The 24,615-nt window shown below is 72.3% G+C and carries 18 protein-coding genes and 1 tRNA gene; 8 read left to right on the top strand and 11 right to left on the bottom strand.

What is annotated here, in order from left to right; all coding sequences use genetic code 11:
* Positions 1-5 precede the first annotated feature (5 nt).
* The 3 genes from ACIQUC_RS04635 to ACIQUC_RS04645 all read right to left on the bottom strand — a co-directional run bounded on the left by ACIQUC_RS04635 (position 6) and on the right by ACIQUC_RS04645 (position 3,333).
* Positions 6-917 (bottom strand): carbohydrate ABC transporter permease, encoded by a 912-nt coding sequence (locus tag ACIQUC_RS04635; protein ID WP_022906284.1) that lies wholly within the window; start codon positions 915-917, stop codon positions 6-8.
* Positions 914-1,888 carry a carbohydrate ABC transporter permease gene (locus tag ACIQUC_RS04640; protein ID WP_022906283.1) on the bottom strand — a complete coding sequence of 325 codons (975 nt, stop codon included), beginning with the start codon at positions 1,886-1,888 and terminating at the stop codon, positions 914-916. The genes ACIQUC_RS04635 and ACIQUC_RS04640 overlap by 4 nt, the downstream gene beginning before the upstream one ends.
* Positions 1,889-2,046: 158 nt before the next feature.
* Positions 2,047-3,333: an ABC transporter substrate-binding protein gene (locus tag ACIQUC_RS04645; RefSeq protein ID WP_402263741.1), complete on the bottom strand. Its 1,287-nt coding sequence runs from the start codon at positions 3,331-3,333 to the stop codon at positions 2,047-2,049.
* Between the two features lie 296 nt (positions 3,334-3,629).
* Here ACIQUC_RS04645 and ACIQUC_RS04650 point away from each other — a divergent pair, with 296 nt between their 5' ends.
* From ACIQUC_RS04650 to ACIQUC_RS04675, 6 genes are all read left to right on the top strand, one after another.
* The gene (locus tag ACIQUC_RS04650; protein WP_402263743.1) at positions 3,630-5,009 is read left to right on the top strand and encodes a glycosyltransferase; all 1,380 of its coding nucleotides are present in this window, start codon (positions 3,630-3,632) and stop codon (positions 5,007-5,009) included.
* 84 nt (positions 5,010-5,093) lie between these two features.
* Complete coding sequence (locus ACIQUC_RS04655; RefSeq protein ID WP_402263746.1) at positions 5,094-5,264, top strand: hypothetical protein; 171 nt, start codon at positions 5,094-5,096, stop codon at positions 5,262-5,264.
* A 128-nt stretch (positions 5,265-5,392) separates the two neighbouring features.
* Positions 5,393-6,304: a beta-1,6-N-acetylglucosaminyltransferase gene (locus ACIQUC_RS04660; protein WP_402263748.1), complete on the top strand. Its 912-nt coding sequence runs from the start codon at positions 5,393-5,395 to the stop codon at positions 6,302-6,304.
* Positions 6,301-7,905, top strand: coding sequence for a lipopolysaccharide biosynthesis protein (locus ACIQUC_RS04665; RefSeq protein WP_402263751.1), 1,605 nt, complete (start codon positions 6,301-6,303; stop codon positions 7,903-7,905). The genes ACIQUC_RS04660 and ACIQUC_RS04665 overlap by 4 nt, the downstream gene beginning before the upstream one ends.
* Positions 7,902-9,188 (top strand): glycosyltransferase family 4 protein, encoded by a 1,287-nt coding sequence (locus tag ACIQUC_RS04670; protein ID WP_402263754.1) that lies wholly within the window; start codon positions 7,902-7,904, stop codon positions 9,186-9,188. The genes ACIQUC_RS04665 and ACIQUC_RS04670 overlap by 4 nt, the downstream gene beginning before the upstream one ends.
* A 26-nt stretch (positions 9,189-9,214) precedes the next feature.
* On the top strand, positions 9,215-9,817 hold the full coding sequence (locus tag ACIQUC_RS04675) for a GNAT family N-acetyltransferase (protein WP_402263757.1): 603 nt from the start codon (positions 9,215-9,217) through the stop codon (positions 9,815-9,817).
* A 163-nt stretch (positions 9,818-9,980) separates the two neighbouring features.
* On the opposite strand, the gene ACIQUC_RS04680 is transcribed toward ACIQUC_RS04675, so the two are convergent.
* From ACIQUC_RS04680 to ACIQUC_RS04700, 5 genes are all read right to left on the bottom strand, one after another.
* Positions 9,981-11,900, bottom strand: a complete 1,920-nt coding sequence (locus ACIQUC_RS04680) for a discoidin domain-containing protein (RefSeq protein WP_402263760.1) — start codon at positions 11,898-11,900, stop codon at positions 9,981-9,983.
* A 47-nt stretch (positions 11,901-11,947) separates the two neighbouring features.
* Positions 11,948-12,922 carry a glycosyltransferase family 2 protein gene (locus ACIQUC_RS04685; RefSeq protein ID WP_402263762.1) on the bottom strand — a complete coding sequence of 325 codons (975 nt, stop codon included), beginning with the start codon at positions 12,920-12,922 and terminating at the stop codon, positions 11,948-11,950.
* Complete coding sequence (locus tag ACIQUC_RS04690) at positions 12,919-13,749, bottom strand: glycosyltransferase family 2 protein (RefSeq protein ID WP_022906273.1); 831 nt, start codon at positions 13,747-13,749, stop codon at positions 12,919-12,921. The genes ACIQUC_RS04685 and ACIQUC_RS04690 overlap by 4 nt, the downstream gene beginning before the upstream one ends.
* 274 nt (positions 13,750-14,023) lie before the next feature.
* A complete protein-coding gene (locus tag ACIQUC_RS04695; protein WP_402263766.1) occupies positions 14,024-16,738 on the bottom strand; it encodes an alpha/beta fold hydrolase in 2,715 nt (904 codons plus the stop codon).
* A gap of 236 nt (positions 16,739-16,974) precedes the next feature.
* On the bottom strand, positions 16,975-18,321 hold the full coding sequence (locus ACIQUC_RS04700) for a glycosyltransferase family 2 protein (RefSeq protein WP_402263769.1): 1,347 nt from the start codon (positions 18,319-18,321) through the stop codon (positions 16,975-16,977).
* A 294-nt stretch (positions 18,322-18,615) separates the two neighbouring features.
* Here ACIQUC_RS04700 and ACIQUC_RS04705 point away from each other — a divergent pair, with 294 nt between their 5' ends.
* Both ACIQUC_RS04705 and ACIQUC_RS04710 read left to right on the top strand, forming a co-directional pair.
* Complete coding sequence (locus ACIQUC_RS04705) at positions 18,616-20,796, top strand: hypothetical protein (RefSeq protein ID WP_402263772.1); 2,181 nt, start codon at positions 18,616-18,618, stop codon at positions 20,794-20,796.
* Positions 20,786-21,670, top strand: coding sequence for a glycoside hydrolase family 16 protein (locus tag ACIQUC_RS04710; protein ID WP_402263775.1), 885 nt, complete (start codon positions 20,786-20,788; stop codon positions 21,668-21,670). Before ACIQUC_RS04705 ends, ACIQUC_RS04710 begins: the two co-directional genes overlap by 11 nt.
* A 156-nt stretch (positions 21,671-21,826) precedes the next feature.
* Here the strand turns inward: ACIQUC_RS04710 and ACIQUC_RS04715 are convergent.
* From ACIQUC_RS04715 to gltX, 3 genes are all read right to left on the bottom strand, one after another.
* A tRNA-Gln gene (locus ACIQUC_RS04715) sits at positions 21,827-21,898 on the bottom strand.
* A 44-nt stretch (positions 21,899-21,942) separates the two neighbouring features.
* Positions 21,943-22,887 (bottom strand): NAD(P)/FAD-dependent oxidoreductase, encoded by a 945-nt coding sequence (locus tag ACIQUC_RS04720; protein ID WP_402263855.1) that lies wholly within the window; start codon positions 22,885-22,887, stop codon positions 21,943-21,945.
* 76 nt (positions 22,888-22,963) lie between these two features.
* Complete coding sequence (gene gltX / locus ACIQUC_RS04725; protein WP_402263778.1) at positions 22,964-24,451, bottom strand: glutamate--tRNA ligase; 1,488 nt, start codon at positions 24,449-24,451, stop codon at positions 22,964-22,966.
* Positions 24,452-24,615 lie beyond the last annotated feature (164 nt).

The following is a 24,615-nucleotide window of genomic DNA, read 5'->3' on the forward strand; positions in this document are numbered from 1 at the left end:
GACCGTCAGCCCTTCACGCCGCCGGCGGTGAGGCCGGCCACGATGCGCCGCTGGAACACGAGCACGAGGATCACGAGCGGGATCGTCACGATCGTGCCCGCCGCCATCACCGCGGTGTACGGCTCCTGGTGCGGCTGCGACCCGGCGAACGACGCGATGGCGACGGTGACCGGCTGGGTGGCGTCGCTCGAGAGCTGCGACGAGATGAGGTACTCGTTCCACGACGAGATGAACGCCAGGATCGCGGTCGTGAACACGGCGGGCGCGGCCAGCGGCATGATGATCCGCCGGAACGCCTGGATGCGCGTGCACCCGTCGATGCGTGCCGCCTCCTCGAGGTCCCACGGCATCTCGCGGAAGAACGACGCGAGCGTGTAGACCGTCAGCGGCAGCACGAACGAGATGCTCGGCAGGATGAGCGCCTGGTACGACCCCATCCACCCGATGTCCGTGAAGAGCTGGAACAGCGGGGAGATGAGCGCGACGCCGGGGAACATCGACGCGGCGAGGATCGCGCCGGCGATGACCGACTTGCCCTTGAACTCGAGGCGGGCCAAGGCGTACGCGGCGCTCGTGCCGACGAGCAGCGCGATGATCGTGACGACCGCTCCGATGAACACACTGTTGAGCAGTGCGCGTCCCAGGTGGTTGCCCAGGGCGGTCGAGAACGCCGTCGCGTAGTTGTCCAGCGTGACGTGCGTGAACCACGGGGTCGGGTCGAACGTGAACCCGACGTCGCGGAAGCTCGTCACGACCATCCAGTAGAACGGCAACAGGCACCAGACGGCGATGACGGTCGCCTGGATCCCGGTGCGCAGCTTCCGCCCGGTGTGTCGTTGCACGCGCACCTCGGTGCGGTCGACCTCGCGCTCGCGGGACCGGGTGGCGGATCGGGGTCGGTCGGCTGCGAGGCTCATCGGAGTTCACCCTTCTGCTGTGCTGCCTGGGTCTGGACGACGTTCGCGCCGAGGAACCGGACGAAGACGAACGCGACGATGAAGACGACCAGGAAGGTGATGGTGGACAGGGCCGACGCGGAGTTGAAGCCCTGCCGGATCTGGTCGACGACGAGCACCGAGAGCGACACGGTCGCGTTGCCGGAGCCGCCGCCACCGCCGGTCATGATGGCGATCAGGTCGTAGATGCGGAGGGCATCGAGGACACGGAAGAGCACCGCGACCATCAGCGCCGGCTTCACGAGCGGGAGGGTGATGTTCCAGAACCGCTGCATCGTCGACGCGCCGTCCATCTTCGCGGCCTCGTAGACCTCGTCCGGGATCAGCTGGAGCCCCGCGAGGATGAGCAGCGCCATGAAGGGGGTCGTCTTCCACGTGTCGGCGATGATGATCGCCCACCGGGAAGCCCACTCGCCGGAGAACCAGAGGACCTGGTGCCCGATCACGTGGTTGAGGACACCGTTCGCGTCGAAGATGAAGTACCAGAGCTTCGCGGTGACGGCGGTCGGGATCGCCCACGGCACGAGGATGGCCGCGCGGACGAAGGCGCGACCCTTGAAGTCGCGGTTCATGATGATCGCCATCCACACGCCGATCACCGTCTCGAGGGCGACGGTGACGACCGTGAAGAAGAACGTGTTGCCCATCGCGGTCCAGAACTGCGAACCGAGGTTGCCGGGCGGGCAGGCGGTGTTGCCGCACTGCTGGCCGAGCCAGTGCACGTAGTTGGTGACGCCGGCGAAGCCGCCCTGCACGAACAGGCCGGTCGCCTTGTCGAGTCCGGCGTCGAGCTGGAACGACTGGATGACCGCGCTGACGACGGGGTAGCCGATGACGACGGCGAGGAGCACGATCGTCGGACCGATGAGGTACACGGCCCATCGGCCGTGCTCGGCGTTGAGTCCGCCCTTGCGCCGCTTGTGCGGCTCCATGCCCGTCGGGTTGGGGATGGCGGCGGGGATCTCGGTTGCTGCTGACACGTGACGGCCTCCTTGCCGGGTGTCGGGACGCAGGATGAGGAGGACGGGAGGCGCGGGGCGGGGTCGACCCGCGCCTCCCGTCCGGTGCGGCGTGCGCCGCGGTGGACCGGCTAGTTGCCGTTGCCGCTGGTCGCCGTCTTCAGGGCGTCCTGCATGTCCTTCAGGGCTTCGTCGACGCTCTTGGAGCCCTTGAGGGCGGCGTAGGTGTTGTCCTGGATCGCCTTGGTCACGGCCGGGTAGAACGGCGTGACCGGGCGCGGCTCGGCCGACTCGATCGACTTGAGCAGCGTCGGCAGGTACGGCAGCTTGCTGGTGAGCTCGGAGTCCGTGTAGAGGTCACCGACGACCGGGGCGAGCGAGCCCTGGGTCGCGAAGAACTTCTGCGTCTCGTTCGACTCGAGGAACTCCAGGAAGTCGTGCGCGGTCGCCTTGTGCTTCGAGTACACGCTGATCGCGGCGTTGTGCCCGCCGAGCGTCGAGGCGCCGGTGCCGTCCTTGCCGGGGATCGGCGCGATGCCGAAGGTGTCCTTGACCTTCGACGAACCGTCGGTCTTGGCGAGGTTGTACACGTACGGCCAGTTGCGCAGGAAGAGCAGCTTGCCGGACTCGAACGCGGTGCGGCCCTGCTCCTCCTGGTAGGTGATCGCCTCGGCCGGGATGTTCCCGTCCTTGAACGCGTCGACCAGGTTCTGCAGACCGGCCTTGGCGTCCGACGAGTCGACGTCGGGCGAGCCACTCTTGCCCAGGACCGAGCCGCCGGAGCCGTTGATCGCCTCGGAGGCGTTGACCGTGAGCCCCTCGTACTTCGCGAACTGGCCGGCGTAGCAGCCGATGCCGGCCTGCTTGGCGATGTCGCAGTCCTTCATCATGTCCGCCCACGTGGTCGGGGGCGTCTTGACGAGGTCCTTGCGGTAGTAGAGCAGCGCGCCGTCGGAGGTCTGCGGTGCCGCGTACAGCGTGTCGTTGTACGTCGCCGTCTTCACGGTGGCCGGCAGGAGCTTCGACGTGTCGATCTTCATGCTGCCGGTGAGCGGCGTGAGCCAGCCCTTCGCGGCGAACTCGGCGGTCCAGACGACGTCGACGTCGACGACGTCGTAGTTGGCGTCCTTCGCCTGGAAGTGCTGGACGAGGTCGTCGTGCTGCTGGTCGGCCTGGTCGGACTGCTCCTTGAAGGTGACCTTCTCGTCCGGGTGGGCCTTGTTCCACTTCGCGATCAGCGGGCGGACGACGTTCGAGTTGTCCTTGCCCTGCACGTAGGTGATGGGTCCGCGGCTGTCCTGGCCGCTCTTGGCGTCGTCCGATGCCGAGCTGCCGCTCGAGCACCCGGTCAGCACGAGGCCGATGACCGCGACCCCAGCAACGGATGCGAACCGCACCCTGGCGCGTGTTGTCTTCACAGCGATGTCTCCTCATCGAGATCACCAGGAGACGTCGATCGGGTGACGACGACGCTGCCTGGAGCAGGCGACGCTGCCTGCTGGAGGAGGAAGCTACGCCCGCTCTCAGCCGTACGCAACCGGTTGCAACGACTCCGTGACCTGGTCGTGACCTCCGTGCGATGTTCGGTTTTCCAGAGTGAGCGCTCACCGTTCCCGCGCCGACGTCGCCCGGTCGTGCGGGGTTCCGCACGATCACCGCCAGCGGCACCGCTGCCCGTTGTCGCGGTCACCCCGGCCGACCTAGCGTCCACACCATGGCCACCACCAGCACCGCTCGTGCACTCCCCGCACCCCGACGCGTGATCGACGTCGACCTCGACGCGCCGCTCCCCCGCCTCGTCGCGGACGGGACGGGTTCCTCCGCGCTGGTGATCGGCTACCGCGGCGGACACCCGACGGGCACGCTCGACGTCGAGCTGACCGACGACCCCGCGGACGCAGCCCGGGCCCTCGGAGCACTCCGCGAGACGGTGCTCGCCGACGTCGAGCCGGTACCGGACGCCCTGCTGCCGGTGATCTCGGTGGTCGTGTCCACCGTCGTCGACCGCGTCGAGGACCTCGGCGACCTGCTCGACGTGCTCGAGCACCTCGACTACCCCGACCACGAGGTCATCGTGGTCGACAACCGGGTCCGCGTACCCGCCGACGACCGGCTGCCGGCACTCCTCGCCGGCCGGGACGTCCGCCTCGTCACGGAGCGCCGGCCAGGACTGTCCGCCGGCCGCAACGCCGGCGTCGCGGCCGCGCGCGGCGATGTGGTCGCGTTCACCGACGACGACGTCCGGGTCGACCCGCAGTGGCTGCGGGCGCTCGGCGCACGGTTCGTCCGCGAGTCCGACCTCGACGCGGTGTCCGGCGTGATCCTCCCGACCGAGCTCACGACCCCCGCGCAGATCTGGTACGAGGCGTACTACGGCGGGTTCAGCGGCGAGCGCACCTTCGCACCCGTCACGATCGTCCCCGACGACGTCCCCGGCACCATGCGGCACGCGCGGGTGCAGGCGGTCCGCCCGGACGGCTCCGTCGCGAAGCACTTCGCCGTCTACGGCATCGGTGCCTACGGCGCCGGTGCGAACATGGCGTTCCGACGGTCGGTGATCGAGGCCGTCGGCGGCTTCGACACCACGCTCGGCGCGGGTTCACCGGCCCGCGGCGGCGAGGACCTGGCGATGTTCGTCGAGACGCTCTGGCGCGGCGGACGCGTCGGCTTCGAGCCCCGGGCGGTCGTGCACCACCGGCACCGCCGGACCATCGAGGACCTGCACAAGCAGCTGCACGGCAACGGCGTCGGGTTCACCGCGCTGATGTGCGCCCTCGCCGCCAAGGACCGCCGCCACGTCGCGGTGCTCGCCCGGCTCGTGCCCGCCGCCGCGATGGTGAAGCTCCGCGAGACGATCGGCCGCCTCCGCTCCGGCAGCGCCCCGGCCCCGGCTCCCGCGACGGCCAGCGTCGACACCCCGCGCGTCGACACCCCGCGCGTCGACACCGTGCCGGTCGCGGCCGTCCCGGACGCCGGTGTGCCGCGGTCGCTCGCGTACCACGAGCTCCGGGGGTTCCCGGCGGGCCCGGCAGCGTGGTTCCGCAGCCGCCGTCGGTGGCGCGACGTCGAGGCCGGCCGCTTCCACGCCGGCTGAGCGCCCTGCCGCCGCCGGACGCGCGTCCTCCTGCCCCGTAGGATCGGTGCAGTCACCCGTACCGGACGGGTCGGAGGAGGACGCATGCCGCTGGGGCCCACACCCGTGCTCGAGGCGACGACCGCGCCGGTGCTCCGGGTCGCGACCGAGACCGCCGTCTGCGTGTGCGGGCACGTGCAGGACGCCCACGAGCACTACCGACCGGGCAGCGACTGCGCCCTCTGCGACTGCCCGCGGTACCGTCGCAGCCGGTGACCGCCGCGGGCTGCGTCCCGTGCGGACGGTGACGGTCCGGACGTCACCCGCTGCGGGAAACCGCCGCTTCCCCGCACCCGCCCCGGAGCCGCCTTGTCGGTGCCCGGACGGCCCTGTTCACTCGAGACATGGCCAACTCCCCCGCGTCGCTCGCGTGCATCGTCCTCGCCCACGAGGACCCGCAGCACGTCCGCCGACTCGTCGAGGCTCTCGACCCGTTCCCGGTGTTCCTGCACGTCGACGCGCGGACGCCGGCGGAGGTGCACCGCGCCATGACCGCGGGACTGCCGGACCGCGTCCGGCTGCTCCCTCGGCTCCACACCGGCTGGGCGAAGTGGGAGAACGTCGCCGCCGAGGTCTCCGGCTACCGCGCCGCGCTCGCTGAGACCGGCGCCGCGCACGTGGCGGTGCTCACCGGCAGCGACTACCCGCTCGCGAACCCCGCCGAGATCACCGCGCTGCTCGACGCCCACCCGGACGAGTCCTTCCTCATCCCGCACCCGCTCCCGCACGCGGCGTGGGGCGCCAGCGGCGGGGTCGCCCGCATGCGGTACCCGCACTGGGCGTGGCGGAAGCACATGATCCGCGTGCCGATCCCCCGCCGGATCCCCCGCGACGTCACGCTCACCGGTGGGTCGCAGCTGAAGGTCCTCAGCGCCGCCCACGCGGCCGCGGTGGTCGAGGTCGTCGACACCCGCCCCGACCTCGTCCGGTTCTGGCGCCGCACCTGGATCGCCGACGAGTCCTTCGTCCCCACGGTCCTGAACTCGCCGGCACTCGTCGACGGCTTCGCCGAGGAGCACGTCCCGCACACCCTGTGGTGGATCGGGTGGGACGGCTCGAAGATGAAGAGCCCGCCGTGGCTCACGCTCGCGCACGCGGGTCGGCTGCTCGAGCGCTGGACCTCGGACCCGACCGCGATGCCGCACCTCTTCGCCCGGAAGTTCTCGACCGCTGCGAGCTCGGAGCTCCTCGACCTCGTCGACCAGGCGTTCGAGCTGCGCCAGCACGTCCGGACCCCGGAGGTGGGTGTCTCGTGACCGTTCCGCAGACCCGTCGCGAGGCCCGCCACGCCGCGGACTCCCCGCTCGACGCCGCCACCGCTCCCCCCACCGCCGCCTCCGCTCCCGGTGCCGCTCCCACGGCGAGCGCCCAGGCCGCCGCAGTCGAGGCGGGCGAGGCGGCTGCCGCGGTCGAGGCCGCCGCGCACGCCGTGCCGGACACGGGCAGCACCGCCGTGCAGAAGGGCGCCTCGGTGCTCTTCGGCCGCGGGCTCCTGTACGTCGTCGTGTGGTCGATGCAGCTCGTCGTGAGCTCCCTTATCTCGCCGATCCTCGCGCACCTCATGCCGCTCTCCGAGTTCGGCGTGCTCGCCTCCGCGATCGCGCTGTACCAGGCGCTCGTCGTGCTCGCGGTCGCGGGACTCGACCAGGCGTCCGTGCTGCAGCGTGCCGAGGACGGTGACGACCGCAAGGCCCGTGGGCTCATCGCGGTCGGCATCGTCCTCGCGGCGGTCGTCACCGCGACCGCGATCGCCACGATCCCGGTCTGGGGCGACATGGCCGGGTTCGTCGACGAACACCCGATCCTGCTCGTCGCCGTCCTCTGGATCTTCCCCGCCGCGGTCGTGCAGCTGTCCCTGGCGATCCTGGTCGCCCAGGACCGGATCCGCGTCTTCGCGGTCACGAGCCTGCTCTCGTCCGTCGGCGGCTCGATCATCGGGCTCGGCCTGCTCGTGTTCGTGCACGCCGACGCCACCACGTACGCGTGGGGCGGCGTGTTCGCCCAGGCCGCGGCCATGGTGATCGGCTTCGCGGCGACGCGGCCGCGGTTCTCCGGCCTGCTCGACCGCCGGACCACCGCCCGCGCCTTCAAGCTCGGCATCCCGATCGCCCTCGGCAACCTGTCCTACTTCGTGCTGAACGCCGGCGACCGCATCGTCGTGCAGCGGCTGCTCGGCCCCGACGAGGTCGCGCGCTACCAGATCGCCTACGTCGTCGGGTCCGCCGTGATCCTCCTGCTGACCTTCACCAACCAGGCCTGGGCACCGCACTTCGCCGCGCTCCGGGACGCCGTCGCCCGCCGTCACCTCGCGCTGCACGCCCGCGACCAGCTCTACCTGCTGCTCGCCCCGGTGCTGCTCGCGGTGACCCTCGTGTCGCCCGTGGCGCTGCCGATCCTCGCGCCGGCGTCGTACCGTGTGCACGAACTCACCGTCGTGGTCTTCATCGTCGCGCTGACCGCCTTCCCGGTGATCGCGAGCGGTGCGACCGGACGCCTGCTCCTCGTGGAGCGGCGCGGCGTCGCGGTCGGCGTGATCGCGGCCGTGGCCGGTGCCGTGAACATCGGCGCGAACCTGCTCCTGGTCCCGCTGCTCGGCATCGCCGGCGCCGGGGTGTCCACGGTGGTCGCGTACATGGTGCTCGCCGCCCTGCAGCAGTTCTCGCTGCCCGACCGCCGTGAGTGGCGCGGCCCGCGGGCGCGCACGGTCCTCGTGCTCGCCGCCGTCGTGGTCGTCGCCGGGGTGTCCGTCCTCGTGCCGCAGGACCTCGCGTGGAACATCGTCCGCGTCGTCGGTGTCGTCGGCTGCCTGCCCTGGTTCGTCAGCCGTCTGAAGATCGCCCGCGGAGGGACGCCGTGACGGACTCGCCGCCCCGCTCCGGGCGCCGGCTGCGGATCGCCGCCGTCACGAACGGGCTCGCCATCACCGGCGGGGTCGAGCGCTGCGTCCTCGAGGACACCCGCGAACTCGTCCGCGCCGGACAGGACGTCGAGGTCTGGCACCGAGGCCACCTCCCACCCGCGACGGACGGCACCGAGCCCGGCAGCGAGCTGTACGACGACCTCGGCGTCACGACGCACCCGACGCGCGACCGGTCCTTCGGCGTCCGCACCGCGGCCCGCGACGTCTGGAGGTTCGTCCTCGACGGCGTCCGCCTCCGCCGCTCCCGCCCCGACGTCATCTGGCTGAACCGGCCGGAGCACCTGCCGTGGGGTCGTGTGGCATCGGTGGTGTCCGGCGTCCCCCTCGTCGTGCACCTGCACCACGCACCGAACTACCGACGGCTGGGCCCGATCGCCGGGGGCCGCACCCACTACCTCGCGGTGTCGCACGCGATGGCTCGCGCCTGGGCCGCAGCCGGCGTCCCGGCCGCCCGGATCACGGTCGTCCCGAACGGCGTGGACACCGCGTTGTTCCCCGCGGCGACGCCGTCGGCCGCCCTGCGTGCCCGCCGGTCCCTCGGCCTCGACGACGACACCCGCACCGTGCTCTACTACGGACGACTCACCCGGTCCAAGGGTGTCCTCGCGCTCCTCGACGCCTGGCGTCTCGTGCTCGAGCACGACGCCGCGCACCAGCGTGCGGTCGTCGCACCGACGCCCGCCGAGGGGCGCTCCTCGACGCCCGGCCCCGTCCACGCACCCGCCGCCCTGCACGCTCGTCGCCCGCCCGTGCTCGTGCTCGCCGGCGCGGCTGGCCCGGACGACGCCGAGGAGGTCCGACGCGCCGTCGCGTCCCTCCCCGCGGGCTCCGTCGTGCTCCTGCCGGAACGGGACGACGTCGTCCCCCTGCTGCACGCGGCGGACATGGTCGTCGTCCCCTCCATCGAACCGGAGGGCTTCGGCCGGGTGGTCGTCGAGGCGATGTCCGCCGGACGGCCGGTCGTCGCCGCCGAGAGCGGTGGCACCGGCGAGATCCTCGCCGGTGCGTGGGCCTCGTCGACCGTCGACCCGACCGACCCCGAGGCGCTCGCCACGAAGATCCTCGAGACCCTCGACCGCGCCGAGCGCGACCCCTCGGTCGGCGATCGCTGCCGCGCCTGGGTGCGCGACCACTACGGTCGGGGCCCGCACATGGCGGGTCTCCTCCGCGAGCTCCTCGCGCACGCCCGCCACGCGGGCCGACCCGAGCAGGTCCACTGAGCCAGACGATGTGAGAGAGTTCGCCCATGACGTCGGAATGGGACGGGGTGGGTGCTGCGCAGGCGTACGGGGCGACCCTGCTCGAAGGGGATCTCGTGCGGTTCCGTGCCCTGGACGATGACGACCTCCCCGACCTGGTGCGTTGGTGGCAGGATCCCGCGTGGGCGGTGCTCCAGCAGATCATCGTCCGTCCCCGCCCAGCGGACTCGATCACCGAGATGTTCCGCAACTGGAGCAAGGGCGAACGCAGCGGCGACGTCGGCTTCAGCGTCGTCGACCGCACCTCGGACACGCTCGTGGGGCACGTGACGCTCTTCGGCGCGACGCTCCCGGTCCGCGCCGCGACCCTCGCGGTCATGATCGGCAGCGAGCATGCTGGACACGGCTACGGCACGGACGCTGTCCGCCTCCTCACCGACTACGGCTTCCGTGAGATGGGACTGAACCGGATCGAGATCCAGGTGCACGCGTTCAACGACCGAGCACGCGCCGTGTACGCCAAGGTCGGCTACCACGTCGAAGGCGTGCGTCGCGAAGCGACCTTCCACGACGGTCGCTTCCACGACGAGGTCATCATGTCCGCACTGGCACGTGACTGGTCGAGCGAGCCATCCGGCACGACGCCCTAGACACCGCACCGCACCGCACCGCACCGCACGGACGGAAGGTCCTGTCGCGTCGGCAGTGTTCCCGTGGCACGACTGACCGTTCCGGTTCACGATCGTCGGTGATCACGAACCGGAACGGTCACAGAGCCGGCAGGAAACCGCCGTCCCCGGTCCGCACGGGTGGTCAGCCGGCGAAGGCCCGGACCTCAGCGAGACCGACGTTGCGGGTGCTCGCCGACACCCCGGTGACCGTGAAGCGGACCCAGGTGACGTTCCGCGCGGCGAAGTCCACCGTGAGCGGCGACGCGTCGTTCGGGAGCGTCCCCACGGGCACCTGACTTCCGTCGGAGAACGTCAGCGTGCCGCTGGTGACCTGGTCGTCGCCGTTCGGGCGGTCGTACAGGACGACGCGGCTCAGCGCCTTCGACGAGGTCCAGTCCAGCTGCAGCCAGACCCCGGTCGTGCCCCAGGGCGCGACCCACTCGGCCGAGGTGTTGTCCGGGTACCCGCTGACGATCCCGTCGATGGCCTTCGCGGCGGTCTGTCCGGTCGAGGCGTCGTCCCAGGCGGCGGTCGCGGTCGCCGAACCGGTGACGTCGGTCGGACCGGTCGGGGTCGGGGTCGGGGTCGGCGTCGGCGTCGGCGTCGGAGTGGGCGTCGGCGTCGGCGTCGGCGTCGGAGTGGGCGTCGGCGTGGGCGTCCCTGTCCCCGGTGCGAACGCCCGGATCTCGGCGAGCCCGACGTTGCGCGTCGTCTGGCTGACAGCGGTCACGGTGAACTTCACCCAGCTGACCTGGCGCGACGAGAACGTGACGCGGGTGAACGCGCCGCCGTTGTCGAGCGTCGGCACCGCCACGCTGCTGCCGTCGGAGAACGTCAGCGTCCCCGCGGTGACCTGGTCGTCGGCGTTCGGACGGTCCGACAGGTCGACGGCCCCGAGCGTGACCGGGCTCGACCATGCGAGCTGGAGCCACGAACCGGTCCCGCCGCCGCGCGTCGCCCACTCGGCGGTCGGCGCGTCGGGGTAGCCGCTCGCGACGCCGTCCACGGCCTTCGCGGCGGTCTGTCCGTCCGCAGGGTTCTCGCTGCTCGCCGTGACGGCGGCACCGGCGGTCACGTCCGCGCCGACCGAGCCGCCCGACCCGGTCCCCGGGTCGGTGGGGGTCTGGGTGCCGACGGTGTACTCGCGGCTGAGCCACGATCCCTCCGGCCGCGAGGAGCAGGCCGCGACCGACGCGCACGTCTCGGCGTCGTGGGCGGAGTAGGCGAAGAACGCGTTCCCCTTCGCCTGCGTCTGCGCGGCGGTGAGGTTCGAGGGCTTGTCCGCGATCGGGTACCCCATGTACCCCGTGAGCGTGCTGGCGGTGGTCAGCTGCTGCTGCGCGGTCTTGGTGAGGTACGCGACGGTGTGGTGGTCGCTGTGGTCCCCGTCGCCGTAGGTGCCGACGTGGTCCAGCGTGTGCACCTCCTGCGGCGCGTACCCGTTCATCAGCGCGAGGACGGTCGCCTGGAGCTGCGCGAGCGTGTAGCTGGTCGGGTAGTTCGCGCCCGACACGGTGCTCATGCTCGTGATCGACCGCTGGTACAGCTTCTGCAGGCTCTGGTACCGGGTCGCGGCGAAGCCGGAGCCGTCGATGTTGCCGTCCGGCAGCTGCAGGTACACCAGGCTGAGCCGCGGGGCCGCGGTGAGGGTCCGCGTCACGACGGTCTTGCCGCCGGCACTCACCGATCCCGACGTCCACGCGTTCGCCACGCCCGCGAGGTTCGCGTACGCGGCCTCGAGGCCCGTCTGACGGCCCTTCCAGTAGGTCGCCGACTTGCCGGCGTCGCCGGCCGTCACGATGACCGAGCGGACGCACTTGCCCGCGTCGATGTCCTTCCGGAGCTCCGTCCCCTCGAACAGCAGGTCGTCGTCGGCGTGCGCGACGACGGTCAGGACGCGACCGGCGCTGCAGTCCGCGGTGGTCGCCGCACCGGCGCTCGACGAGGCGACGAGACTCGGCGCGGACACGACGCCGCCCATCACGACCGCGGCCGCGACCGCGAGGGCCACCTTCCAACGGCGTCGGATGGTGGCACTCGGGGTCGTGGCGTCTCGCGGCATCTCGGTCTTCTGTACGGGTGGCGGGTGGTCGGTCCGGTGGTGACCGGTCAGGGGGTGTGGACGGGCTGCTGCGCGGGCGCGGCGACGGGCGCGGGGGCGCGGACGACGACGGTGCCGAAGACCCGGCCGACGGCGTAGCCGAAGACGGTCGAGACCGCCGAGGTCAAGATCGCCAGGGCACGCAGCCCGCCGCCGCGGCCGAGGGCGCCGAGCTCCCGGAGCACGGCTCCCGGCAGCACCCGGGTGAGGTACGTCGACTCGCTGGAGAGCGAGTCACGCGCACCGACACGGCGGCTGAGGACGGCCTTGGAGATGCCCTCGTAGTAGCTCCGGCGACGCAGGTACCGCATCGTGACCCGGTCCGGGGAGACCCGGTGCGACACGTTCGAGCGCGGCTCGAAGCGGATCCGGGCGCCGGGACGGATCCGGGCGATGCGGATGCAGAGCTCGGTCTCCTCGCACCCCAGCGGGTGGTTGCCGACACGGCCGATGCCGGAGCGGAAGCCGCCCGCGGCGAGCACGACGTCGCGGTGGAAGGCCATGCTCGACCCGATGACGTTGCGGACGTCCGCGGACTCGGTGGGGAGGCCGGCGTAGCTGCAGCCGACGATCCAGAGCAGCTCGTCCGGGTACGGACCGGCACCGGTGGCGGTCGGCCACGACGGCGTCGCACGCCCACCCACGCCGACGACGTCCGGCAGCTCGAGCGCCTCGACGAGGTGCATGAGCCAGTCCGGGTCGGCGGTGGCGTCGTCGTCCAGGAAGGCGACGACGTCGGCGTCGGCCAGGGCGACACCCGTGTTGCGTGCGCCCGAGAGACCACGGTCCTCGGTGTTCTCGACGACGCGGAGTTCCGGCCACCGGGCGGCGGCACGGCGGAACAGCTCCGGCTCGTGGTCGATCACGACGATCACCTCGGTCGCGTCCGGCTGTCGCTTCGCCGACTCGACCGCGTCCTGCAGGTCACCCCAGCGCTGCTGCGTGTAGGCGCAGATGACGACGGCGACCGTCGCGACGCTCACGCCGCTTCCTCGTCCATCGCCGGCACGGCGGCCGGGACCACGAGGCCCGAGACCGGGGTCGGCATGAGGCGCATGCGGGCCTTCGCCTCGCGGGCGCGGCGACGCTCGTGCATGATCGACTTCAGGACGCGGATGCCGTCGCTGACCGCGTTCAGGTTGCTGGTGCCGTGCACGCGGAGCTTCTCGTGGCTCGGCACCTCGGTGATCGCGAACTCCGCGGCGGACCAGCGGCAGGTCAGGATCGTCTCGATCTCGAAGCCGTCGCCCCAGCGCATCGAGCCGTCGGTCGGCTGCGGGAGCGTCGACGACAGGAGCCCGATGGTCGGCAGGGTGTCGGCCCAGAAGGCGTTGTAGCCGTAGCAGAGGTCCGTGTAGCGCGCGCGGAGCAGCACGTTGGAGATCATGTTGAGCCCCTTGTTGCCGAGGCCGCGGATGATCGTGATGTCGTCGCTGCCGCCACCGGGCGCGTAACGGGACCCCTTGGCGACGTCGGCGCCGTCCACGAGGGCCTGCACGAAGCGGGGGATCTCGGCGGCGTCGGCGGAGCAGTCCGCGTCGAACATGACGACGACGTCGCCCGTCACGGCCTCGAAGCCGCAGGCGAGCGCGTTGCCCTTGCCCTTGCGCGTCTGCTGCACGACCTTGATCGTCGGCATGAGGCGCTGGGCGGTGGCGATGGTGTCGTCCACCGAGTTGCCGTCGACGAGGATGACCTCGTACACGGGCGGGAGCTGCGGGAGGATGATCTCGAGGTTTCGGGCCTCGTTCCTCGCGGGGATGACGACCGAGACGCGGGGGTCTCGGGGTCGGGCGGTGCTGGCGGACATGGTGCTCCTGTCGGTTTCAGGCTGCATGCGGAAGTGGTCGAGGGAGGACCCGGCGCTGGGTGGGCGTCGGAACGGGGGTACACCGTTCCCTGGGCTTGGACCAACCATCGTCCGGCCTGAGGGGCTGGTCAATGCGGGTCGGCAGGGGTTGCGGACCCCCGAGTGCGGATACGGAAACCCGCAAGGCACGGTCGGTGGGTGTGTCGGGACGCACGACGGCCCTGGAGGCGCGGGGCGGGCCCGCCCCGCGCCTCCAGGGCCCGTGCTGGTCACGTCAGGGACGCGACGCGTGCGTCGTGAAGGCGTCGCGCAGTGCCGTCGCCAGCTCGGCGACGTGCGGCTCGCGGAGGAGCGAGCTGTGCTCGCTCTCGATGCGCACCGTGGTGGTGTCCCCGCGGAGCACGTCGCTCCAGCCGTCGACGTCCGGGTTGCCGTCGGCCAGCACGAAGGTGGCCGCGCCGTCGTAGGGCGTCGGGGTGTGCCGCCTGGTCACGATCGTGGCCTGATCGAAGAGCGCGTCGAAGTCCTTCTGACCGCCGTAGCGGAGGACGCCGGCACCGTACGCGCGGACGCGCTTGGCGAACTCCTCGCCCACCGGCACCCCGGCGGGCAGGATCCGCTTCGCCGCCCGGTCGAGGCCGCGCTTGAGGGCCCGGAGCGCCGGGTTCCGGACCGGGCTCTCCGCCATCCGACCGAAGTGCAGCTGGGCCTGCTCGCTGCTGCTGCGGGGCAGGTAGGTGTCGAGGATCGCGACGTGCTCGACGCGTTCGCCGCCCTCGGTGAGGAGCCTCGCGACCTCGAGGGCGACGAGTCCGCCGAGCGAGTGCCCGACGAGCAGGTACGGGCCGCGGGGCTGCACGATGCGCATGAGCTCGACGGTGCGCCTGGCGGTGCGCTGGATGCTCCAGTCCGGGATCGCCCGGCGTTCGAGTCCGTGCTGCTGGAACGCGTAGACGTCGTGCTCCGGCAGGTACCGGGACAGCGGCAGGAACGTCAGCCCGAGGGCACCGGCGCCGCTCAGGCAGAACACCGGCGGACGTCCGGGCTCGCGTGCCTCGGAGACCTTGACGACGTCGGGGTGGCTCGGCAGGGACTTCGAGCCGGTGCGCACCCGCCTGGCGAAGGCGCGCAGCGTGGGCTGCTCGAGGAGCTCGGACGCGCGGAGGTCCACGCCGAGCCGGGTCTGCACGATCGCGAGCATCTCCTCGGCCGAGAGCGAGTCGCCGCCGAGCGCGGTGAAGTCCTCGTCGAGGTGCACACCGCGGAGTCCGAGCACCTCGGCCCAGATCTGTCCGACGACGAGCTCCCACTGGTCGTACTCCCCCTCGACCATCTCGACCTCGAGCGACGGCGCACCGGGCAGCTTCGCCCGGTCGACCTTGCCGCGCTCGTTGCGGGGCAGCTCGGGCATGGGGACGATCGCCGCGGGCACCATGTACTCGGGCAGCGTCGCCCGCAGGGCACGGCGGAGCGCGGCCGGCGCCGGGGTGCGTCGACCGGGACGGCCCACGACGTAGGCGACGAGCCGGGTGACGGCGGGCGGGTCGACGAGCGCGGTGACCACGACGTCGTGGACGTCCTCGACGGCGCGGAGCGCGGCCTCGACCTCGCTCGGCTCGACGAGGTAGCCGCGCACCTTCACCGCGTCGTCGTCGCGACCGAGCAGGACGAGGCAACCGTCCTCGTCGAGGCGGGCCAGGTCGCCCTGCCGCCACAGCGGGGTGCCGTCCACGTCGACGGAGAGGTGCTCGGCCGTCTTCTCGGGCGCGCCCCAGTAGCCAGCGGTCATGCCGTCGGCGACGACGACCAGCTGGCCGGTCTCCCCCGCGGCGGCCGCCGAGCCGTCCTCACGGAGGACGCGCGCGGTCTTGCCGGGCGACGTGTAGCCGGCCGGCACCACGCCGGTCGGGACCTCGTCGTCCGGGCCGACCGAGAAGTACGACACGGCACCCATCTCGCTCGAGCCGAAGCCGTTCCAGATGACCGTGTGGGCGCCGAGGACCGGTCGGGCGGCGTGGACGTCGGTGCCGGTGATGGGCTCGCCGACCGTCATGATCAGCCGGAGCCCGGCGAGTGCCGGGTGCAGGTCCGCGCCGCGGTCGCGGACGGTCGAGACGACCGAGCGGAGCAGGTGCGGCGTACAGACGACCGCGGTGACGTGCTCGGCGGCCATGCCCTCGAGGAGCCGCTCGGTCCCGAGGTCCCGTGCGTCCAGGAGCACGGCGGCGGCCCCGCTCAGCAGGCTGTCGAGCGTGGTGAGGATGCCGGCGGCGAAGGACAGCGGCAGCACCACGCCCACGTGGTCGCCGGGGCGGTAGGCGGCACTCCAGGCACCCTGCTCGACGTTCCGCAGGAACTGCCGGTGCGTCATCGCGACGCCCTTCGGCAGGCCGGTCGAGCCCGAGGTGAACACGATCGCGGCGGGGTCAGTGCCTCCGGGGCGGGACGACGCCGCACGGTCGGTGCCGGTCGCGCGCTGCTCGGTGCTCGTCGCGATGAGGGCGTCGAGGTCGTGCACGGTGCCGTCCGGGCCGAGGACCGCCGCGGCGAGGTCCGTTCGGGTGGCGTCGGCGAGCACCTCGCCGATGCCCGCGAGCGTGACGACGTGCTGCAGACGCGCCTCCGGGAGGTGGTCGTCGAGCACGACGATCGTCCGCCCGGCCGCGACCAGCGCGAGCATCCCGACGACGGTCTCGGTCGTGTGCCCGGCCATGATGCCGACCGGGACCGAGGCCCCGGTGCGCTCGGGTCCGACGCCGGCTCCGGTCCGGTCGTCGGGGCGGAGCACGTCGCCGAGCCGCGCAGCGAGCGCTCGGACGGTGCGGTCCGTCTCGGCGAAGGTGCGGGCGGTCCCGGCACCGGCGAGCGCCGGGGCGTCGGGGAACGCGGCGACGACACGGGTCCACCGGTCGAGGAGCGAGTGGTCGTCGGACGCCGGGACGGCCGGTTCGACCGTGCGGTGGCGTGCTGTCGGGTGTGTCGGACGCATTGCTTCTCCCCTTGGTCGTGCGGGCCGGTGGTGCGCTGGTGCGCGGGTCCGGCGCTGGTGGTGCGCTGCTGCGGCACTGGTGGTGCGCAGGTGTGGCGCTGGTGCTCGCCGCGTCGGTCGCTCCCGAGGACGGTAAGCCGACCGTGCCCCCGCGATCGAGGGTCCGGCGACGGCCGTGCGGGGATCCTGCGGTTTGGCGCATCCTCGCGATCCGCCGTGGATCTCCCGTGACGGGCCTATCGATCTGCTGTGCGCTCCCGTGCGCGGACGGTGCGGCGCGAGCGGGCGTACCGGAGGACACCGCGGCCGACGGCGAGGAGCTCGACCCACCGCATCCGCCCGACTTCGCGGAGGAAGGCAGCGTCGTCGAGCGGCGCGGTCACGGCCTCGGTGGCGGCCGGCGCCGGGGCCTCGACCTGGGCCGTGGTCGGTTCGGCCGCGGTCCCGGTGAGCAGGTGGCGTACGGCCCGCGGCGCCCGCTGCAGTGCCATGCCGAGCGTGTGCGGGTGCAGGGCGATCTTCGTCAGCCAGGCGCCGAGACCGGTGCCGTAGCCCTCCGCCTGCTTCCGGAGCGCGGGGAGGTCCGCCCGGTGCCGGTGCCACACCAGCGCCGCGGGCTCGACGACGAGCGCGGCGCCCGAGAGCACCACGCGGGCGAACATGTCGATGTCCTCGCCACCGCCCGTGACCGTGCCGACGCCGAGCGCCTCGTCGAAGCCGCCGAGCTCGGTGATGGCCGACCGGCGCATCGCGAAGTTCGCACCCGTGCCGTAGTCACCCACCGCGAACGGGAAGAGCGGCCGGTCCGCGGGCGGCGCCGACAGCCGGTGCACGCGGGGCTCGAGGTTGCGCGACCACGTCACGCGTTCGTCGAAGTACCGCTGGGTGGGGGTCCGGAGCTCGCCGCTGGCGACGAGTCCGCTGACGCACACGACGTCGTCGCCCCGGGAGAAGCCGGAGGCGACGGCGCGGAGCCACGACCGGTCGACCACGACGTCGTCGTCGGTGAACGCGACGATCTCGTACCGCGCCGCGCGGACGCCGGCGTTCCGTGCGCTCGACAGCCCGGGGACGGGTTCCCGCACGTACCGGACGCGCTCGTCGTCGAGGGCGTCGACCAGCAGGCGGGTCGACTCGTCCGACGGGGCGTTGTCGACGATGACGACCTCGAAGTCGGGGTGGTCGAGCGCGAGCAGCGAGTCGAGGGCCGCGCCGAGCTGGTCGGCTCGGTCACGGGTGCAGAGGACGACGGAGGTGCTCGGCAGGCGGACCGGGATCGGCGGCTGCGGCACGGCCGGCAGCGCGGCGACCGCGGCGCGGAGGGCGGCGACGTCGAGTGTGCCGTCGGAGACGGGCAGGTCGACGAAGCCGAGCGGGGCCACGCCGTCGCGGACGAGGAGCCGGGCCGATCGGTGGCCGGCGGCGTCGTCGAGCAGCACCGTGCCGGCGTCGTCCCCGGGGACCTCGGCGAGGTCGACGGCACCGACCCACACGGCACCGATCCACGTGGGGTCGGCGGCGCTCGACATCGGGCGGGCGAGCTCGACGCGGGGCGGGAGCGAGCGCTGGATGGTGTCGGTCATGGGAGAGCCTGTCTGGTGTCGGGGACGTGCACGGTCACAGCCGGCCACCACCACCGTCGCCGCGGGGACGACGGGGGTCAACGGCCGGGCGGAACCGTGCGGTTTCTCCTCGCGCCGCGGCCGCGACGCGTGCGTGATCCCGCAATGCCGCAGGGCCTCCGCACTTCCCGTCCACTGCTCTCCCGGGTGGCCGCCGGCCGCGGTTAGCGTCGTCAACACCCGCAGGCCGGAGCACGTCGCCGGCCCAGACCCGAAGGGACGCTCGATGCGTCAGTCGATCGCGGTGGTCGATCAGTGACCGCCACCACGACCCCCACCCGGATGTCGATCCGCCACGGATCCCGTGTGCTCCCGACCTCACCGGTGCCGTCCCTCGTCGCGGCGGGACTCGGGTTCGCCGCCGCCGCCCTCATCGCCGCCGACGCGACCGGTCCGCTCCGCACCGCCGTCGTGCTCGTCGCGCTCCTGGTCGTGCCGGGCCTGCCCGTCGTCCGGCTGCTCGGACTCCGCGAGCCGATCGGCCGCGCCGGTCTCGTCGTCGCGACGAGTGCGGCGATCGACGCGGTCCTCGGGCTCGTGATGGTCTGGACCGGGCAGTGGGTCCCGCTGCCCGCGGCCGGACTGCTCCTGCTCGTCGCCGGCTGGGTGTCGCTCGGCCAGGGCGTCCAGGTCGCGCGCACCGTCCGCCGGCCGGACCGCGTGCGGGCGGCCCTGCCGACCGCGGTCCTCGTCCGCACCGTCGCCGCGTCCGGCGTCCTCGTCACCGGCGCCGCGCTCTGGGCGGTGGGTGTCGCGCAGACGGACTCGACCGCGCTCGGCGAGTGGGGCCTCCTGACCGCCCTGCCGGCCGCCTGGTGGGCCGGTGCCGCCCTGGTGTTCCTCGTGGCGCTCGTGACCATGCTGGACCGGCGCCACCACGTGGTGGTCCGCACCGTGTCCTCCGGCGTCCTGCTGCTCGTCATGTACGGCACGTCCAACCTCATCGCCGCCGAGCCCCGTCCCCCGTGGGTGTTCAAGCACATCGCGGTGACGGCGTACATCCTGCAGCACGGCGCCGTCGACCCGTCCATCGACATCTACAACCGCTGGCCCGGGTTCTTCAGCGTGAGCGCGTTCCTCGGCGCCGCCACCGGCACCCTCGACGCCGCCGACCCGGTGCGCTGGACCGAACTCGCGTTCGCCCTCGCCGACGGCGCGCTCGTCCTCGGGATCGCCCGGGCGCTGGGCGCGCGGGGACGCTGGGCCTTCGTCGCCGCGGTCCTCTTCAGTGCCGCGAACTGGGTCGGCCAGGACTACTACTCGCCGCAGGCGTTCGCGTTCTTCCTGTTCCTCGCGGCGGTCCTCGTCGCGCTCACCGTCCTCCGCGGCACGCCGAACGCCGTCGGGCGGTGGACCGCGACCGTCACCGGCAGGCTGCTCCGCGCGCGCCGCGCACCCGTCACCGTGACGGTCGCGACGCCGACGCGTGCGGCGACCGTGGCGGCGGTGGCCCTCGTCGTCGTCCTGCAGTTCGTGATCACCGCATCGCACCAGCTCACACCGTTCGTCGTCGTCGCCGCGTTCGTCCCGCTCCTCATCCTCGGGTACCTCCGCCCCTGGTGGCTGGCGGTCCCGCTGACGCTCCTGCCCCTGCTGTACCTCGTCCCGAACCTCGACTACATCCAGGAGAAGTTCGGGCTGACCACCGGCTTCGACCCGGTGAGCAACGTCACCGCCGCGTCGACGTCGATCGCGATCCCCTCGATCGCCACGACCCTGCAGTCCCGCGCCGTCCTCGGCATCACGGCGCTCGTCGCGGTGTGCGCCCTGGTCGGCCTCGTCCGGCTGGTCCGCGGCGGGCACGCCCGACGTGCCCTCGTCCTGCTGTGGCTCGCGGCCTGCCCGGTGGTACTCGTCCTCGGACAGAGCTACGGCGGCGAGGCGAAGTTCCGCGTCGTGCTGTTCTCCGCACCGTTCCTCGCGATCGCTGCCGTGCACGCCTTCCACGGCCGGCGGCTCCGGGTCGCCGCCGCGGCACTCGTGCTCACCGTGACCACGGCGCTGTTCCTCGGCGCCACGTTCCAGACCGAGCAGGCGAACCAGACCGCACCGGCCGACGTGGCCGCGGCGAACTGGCTCGACGGCCGGTTCCAGGCGGACGACACGCTGACCACGGTCGGCAGCTTCCCGTCGATCATCGGCGGGAACTACGAGAACTACCTCCGACACTGGGGGCAGGTCGACTCGCTGCAGAGCGAGGCCGCCTGGTTCCCGAAGGGCATGACGGCGGACGACCTCGACGGCGTCCTGCAGGACCGCGACCAGGGCGGGCACGCCTGGTTGGTGTTCTCGGCGGCGCAGCGTGCCGACGCCATCACCCGCGGGACGCTCACCGGCGCGCAGATCGACGCGATCGAGCGGTCCGTCGCCGACGAGGGGACGCTCCGGTACGACCGGGACGGTGTCCGGATCTACGAGGTCCGCGATGCAGCATGAGCCCGGGGCACGGCACCGCGACCCCAGCCGGCGGACCTTCCTGCGGCGCGGCGTGACGATCGCCGGCGTCCTCGGGGTCGCCGCCGTCGCCGGGACCACCGCCGTCGTGCTCCCCGCACGGGTCGGCCAGGGGTCAGCGCGTGCCGAGACGATGCCGACCGGCGCCGTCGAATCAGAGGGCACCCGGTGGATCCCCTACCTGGCGCAGGACTTCGACCTCGACGCCGCGCTCGGCGACCTGCTCGCGGTCTACCCGAAGATGGCGGAGTACAGCGGGATGCGCGACACGTCGGGCAAGGGGCTCTACGCACCCGACCAGGTGGTGTCCGTGCACGACTCGGTGCTCGACTTCCACCTCCGCAGCAGCGGATCGCAGCCCCTCGTGGCGACCGTGCTGCCGGCCGGCTACCGGGCGTACACGCACCAGCGCGTCTCGATCCGTTACCGCGCGGACGAGGTGCCCGGGTACAAGTTCGTCATGATCCTGTGGCCGCTGTCGGGCGACTGGAACGAGGGCGAGATCGACTGGCCCGAGGGCGACCTCACCGGCGACGTCCGACCGGTGTCCGCGATCCCCGGCAGCTACGACGCCGAGACGCAGGCGATGACGTTCTTGCCGGAGGACCCGACCGTGGTCCCCGGCGGACAGACCGACTGGCACGTCGCGACCGTCGAGTGGACCGCCGACGCGGTGCGCTTCTACTGGGACGACGAGCTGCTCGAGACGGTCACGGGCGCCGTGCCCACGACGCCGATGCGCGTGACGCTGCAGGCCGAGACGATCATCCACGACGCCGATGTCCCCGAGGACGCCTCCGGCCACGTGCTCGTGGACTGGGTCGTCGCCTACCGCCAGAGCCGAGCCCGTTCGTGAACTGATCCGGCGCTCCGGCGTGTCCGGGCGTGTCCGGGTGTCGGGTCCGGGTGTCGGGTCCGGCGTGTCCGGGCGGCGCCGGCGTGTCGCACGGATCGCATGCTGCAGGAACGGAACAAGCCCCCGGGATCATCCCGGGGGCTTGTTGCACGAGTGCTGGGGTACCTGGACTCGAACCAAGAACGACGGTACCAGAAACCGCTGTGTTGCCAATTACACCATACCCCAAAGGCCCGGAAGCCTTCGGTCCCGGTTGCCCGGGGCACGATCAACTACTGTACAGCATCCCGGAGGTCCGTGAGACCACCCACGAGATCTCGGTGCACCGCGGCGGCCGTGACCGCTCCGTGGCCGGCCGCGACGATGAGCTGTTCCGGTCCGGGTGGCGTCACGTCACCCACGGCGTAGACGCCCGGCACGCTGGTCCGACCGCTGCGGTCGACGATGACGAGCCCTTCGGCGTCGCGGTCGAGGTCGGCGTCGACCCAGTCCAGGTCGGCGTGCCACCGGGGCCGGACGAACCCACCCGTGCGCGGCTCCACGTGGCCGTCAGCGAGGCGAACGCCCGTCATCCCGGACCGGTCCCCCTCGAGGTCCGCCACGGCCCGCTCGTCGACGCGCACGCCCGCGGCGGCCAGGCGCGCACGGCCGGCGTCGTCGAGCGTCGCGACGCCGTTCGTGTAGACGACCAGGTCGTCCGCCCACGCCGCGATGAGCAGCGCGCGGTCGACGACGTCGTCCGTCTCGCAGATGAACGCCAACGGCTCGGCGGCCTTCTCGTACCCGTCGCACTCGACACAGCTGTGAACCGCCGTCCCGTAGAAGGCACGGAGCATCGGCAGCGCGGGGAACTCCTCGCGGAGACCGGTCGCGATCACGACGGCCCGGGCGGACGCCTCGACCTCGGTACCGCGGAAGGCGCCGTGCACGAGCCAGCGATCGCCGTCCGGGACGACCCGGTCGACGACCGTCTGCACGACGGTCGCCTCGGGGTAGGACTCGACCTCGGTGCGCCCGAGCTTGCGGAGCTCGAGCGGCGAGATGCCGTCCCGCGTCAGGAAGCCGTGCGACCGCAGCGTGGCGGCGTTCCGAGGCCGGTTGGCGTCGACGAGCAGCACGGTCCGCTTCGCGCGGACGAGGTTGAGCGCGGCGCTGAGGCCGGCCGGACCGGCGCCCACGACGACGACGTCGACCAGCAGCCGCCCGGCCGCATCCACCTGCCGCTCGGCAGGACCGGCCGCGCCGGCCGGCAGATCGGTCACGCCGGCTGTGCCGGCCCGCCGCTCGGCCACGTCAGCGGTCCGCGAGGCGGCGGAGGCGCGTGATGGTGGACTCCTTGCCCAGGATCTCCATCGACTCGAACAGTGGCGGGCTGATCCGTCGGCCGGAGACCGCGACGCGCAGCGGACCGAACGCGAGCCGGGGCTTGAGCCCGAGCCCGTCGATGAGCGCGGCGCGGAGGGCACCCTCGATCGACGCCGTCGTCCAGTCGTCGAGCGGCTCGAGCGCGGCGATGCTCGCGCGCAGGACGTCACCGGCGTCGGCCTTGAGGGTCCCCAGGGCGTCGTCCTCGACGACGAGCGCGTCATCCGCCGTGAACAGGAACGCGAGCAGGCCCGGAGCCTCGCCGAGCAGCTGCATGCGTTCCTGCACGAGGGGCGCCGCCTGCCGGAGGACCTCGAGCTCGTCGGGGGTCGGCGGCTCGGACACGATGCCGGACAGGTACGGCAGGAGGCGGTCGCGGAAGTCGTCGGCGGCCAGCAGGCGGATGTGGTCGCCGTTGATCGCCTCGGCCTTCTTGTGGTCGAACCGCGCCGGGTTCGGGTTCACGTCGGAGACCTCGAACGCCTGGACCATCTCGTCGATCGAGAAGACGTCGCGGTCCGCACCGATCGACCAGCCGAGCAGCGCCAGGTAGTTGACGAGGCCCTCGGGGATCATCCCCGCGGCACGGTGATGGAACAGGTTCGACTCGGGGTCGCGCTTCGAGAGCTTCTTGTTCCCCTCCCCCATGACGTACGGCAGGTGACCGAACACCGGGATGAACTCGGCGATCCCGACCTCGTACAGCGCCTCGTACAGGGCGATCTGCCGCGGCGTCGACGACAGCAGGTCCTCGCCGCGCAGCACGTGCGTCACCCCCATGAGCGCGTCGTCCACCGGGTTGGTGAAGGTGTAGAGCGGCTTGCCGTTCGGGCGGACGACGACGAAGTCCGGGAAGGTGCCCTGCTTGAACGTGATCTCACCGCGCACGAGGTCCTGGAAGCTCAGGTCGCGGTCGGGCACGCGCAGCCGGAGCGCCGGCTCACGGCCCTGGTCACGGAAGGCCTGCCGCTCGGCATCGCTGAGGTCACGCTCGTGGTTGTCGTAGCCCTGCTTGGGGTCACGGCCGGCCGCGGTGTTCCGGGCCTCCATCTCCTCGGGCGTCACGAAGGACTCGTAGACGTGCCCGGAGGCCTTGAGCTTCGCGATGACGTCGTCGTAGACGTCCGATCGCTCCGACTGCCGGTAGGGACCGTGCGGCCCACCGACCTCGACGCCCTCGTCCCAGTCGAGACGGAGCCAGCGCAGGGCCTCGAGGATCTGCTCGTACGACTCCTCGCTGTCGCGCGCAGCGTCGGTGTCCTCGATGCGGAACACGAGCTTGCCGCCGGTGTGCCGTGCGTACGCCCAGTTGAAGAGGGCGGTACGGATGAGTCCGACGTGCGGCGTGCCGGTCGGGCTCGGGCAGAAACGGACACGGACATCGGAGCCGGAGGCGGTGGTGAATGGCGCAGTCATGACACCACGATCCTACCGGCCGGGACCCTGCCGAACGAGGCACGGCAGATAGCGTCGCGGGCCCCGGTGAACGCAGAAAACCCCTGACCAGTACTGGTCAGGGGTTCCCTGGTGTTACCAACGTTGAGTCCGGCGGCGTCCTACTCTCCCACAAGGTCCCCCTT

It is taken from the genome of Curtobacterium sp. NPDC098951, assembly GCF_044759965.1.
Classification (GTDB): Bacteria; Actinomycetota; Actinomycetes; order Actinomycetales; family Microbacteriaceae; genus Curtobacterium.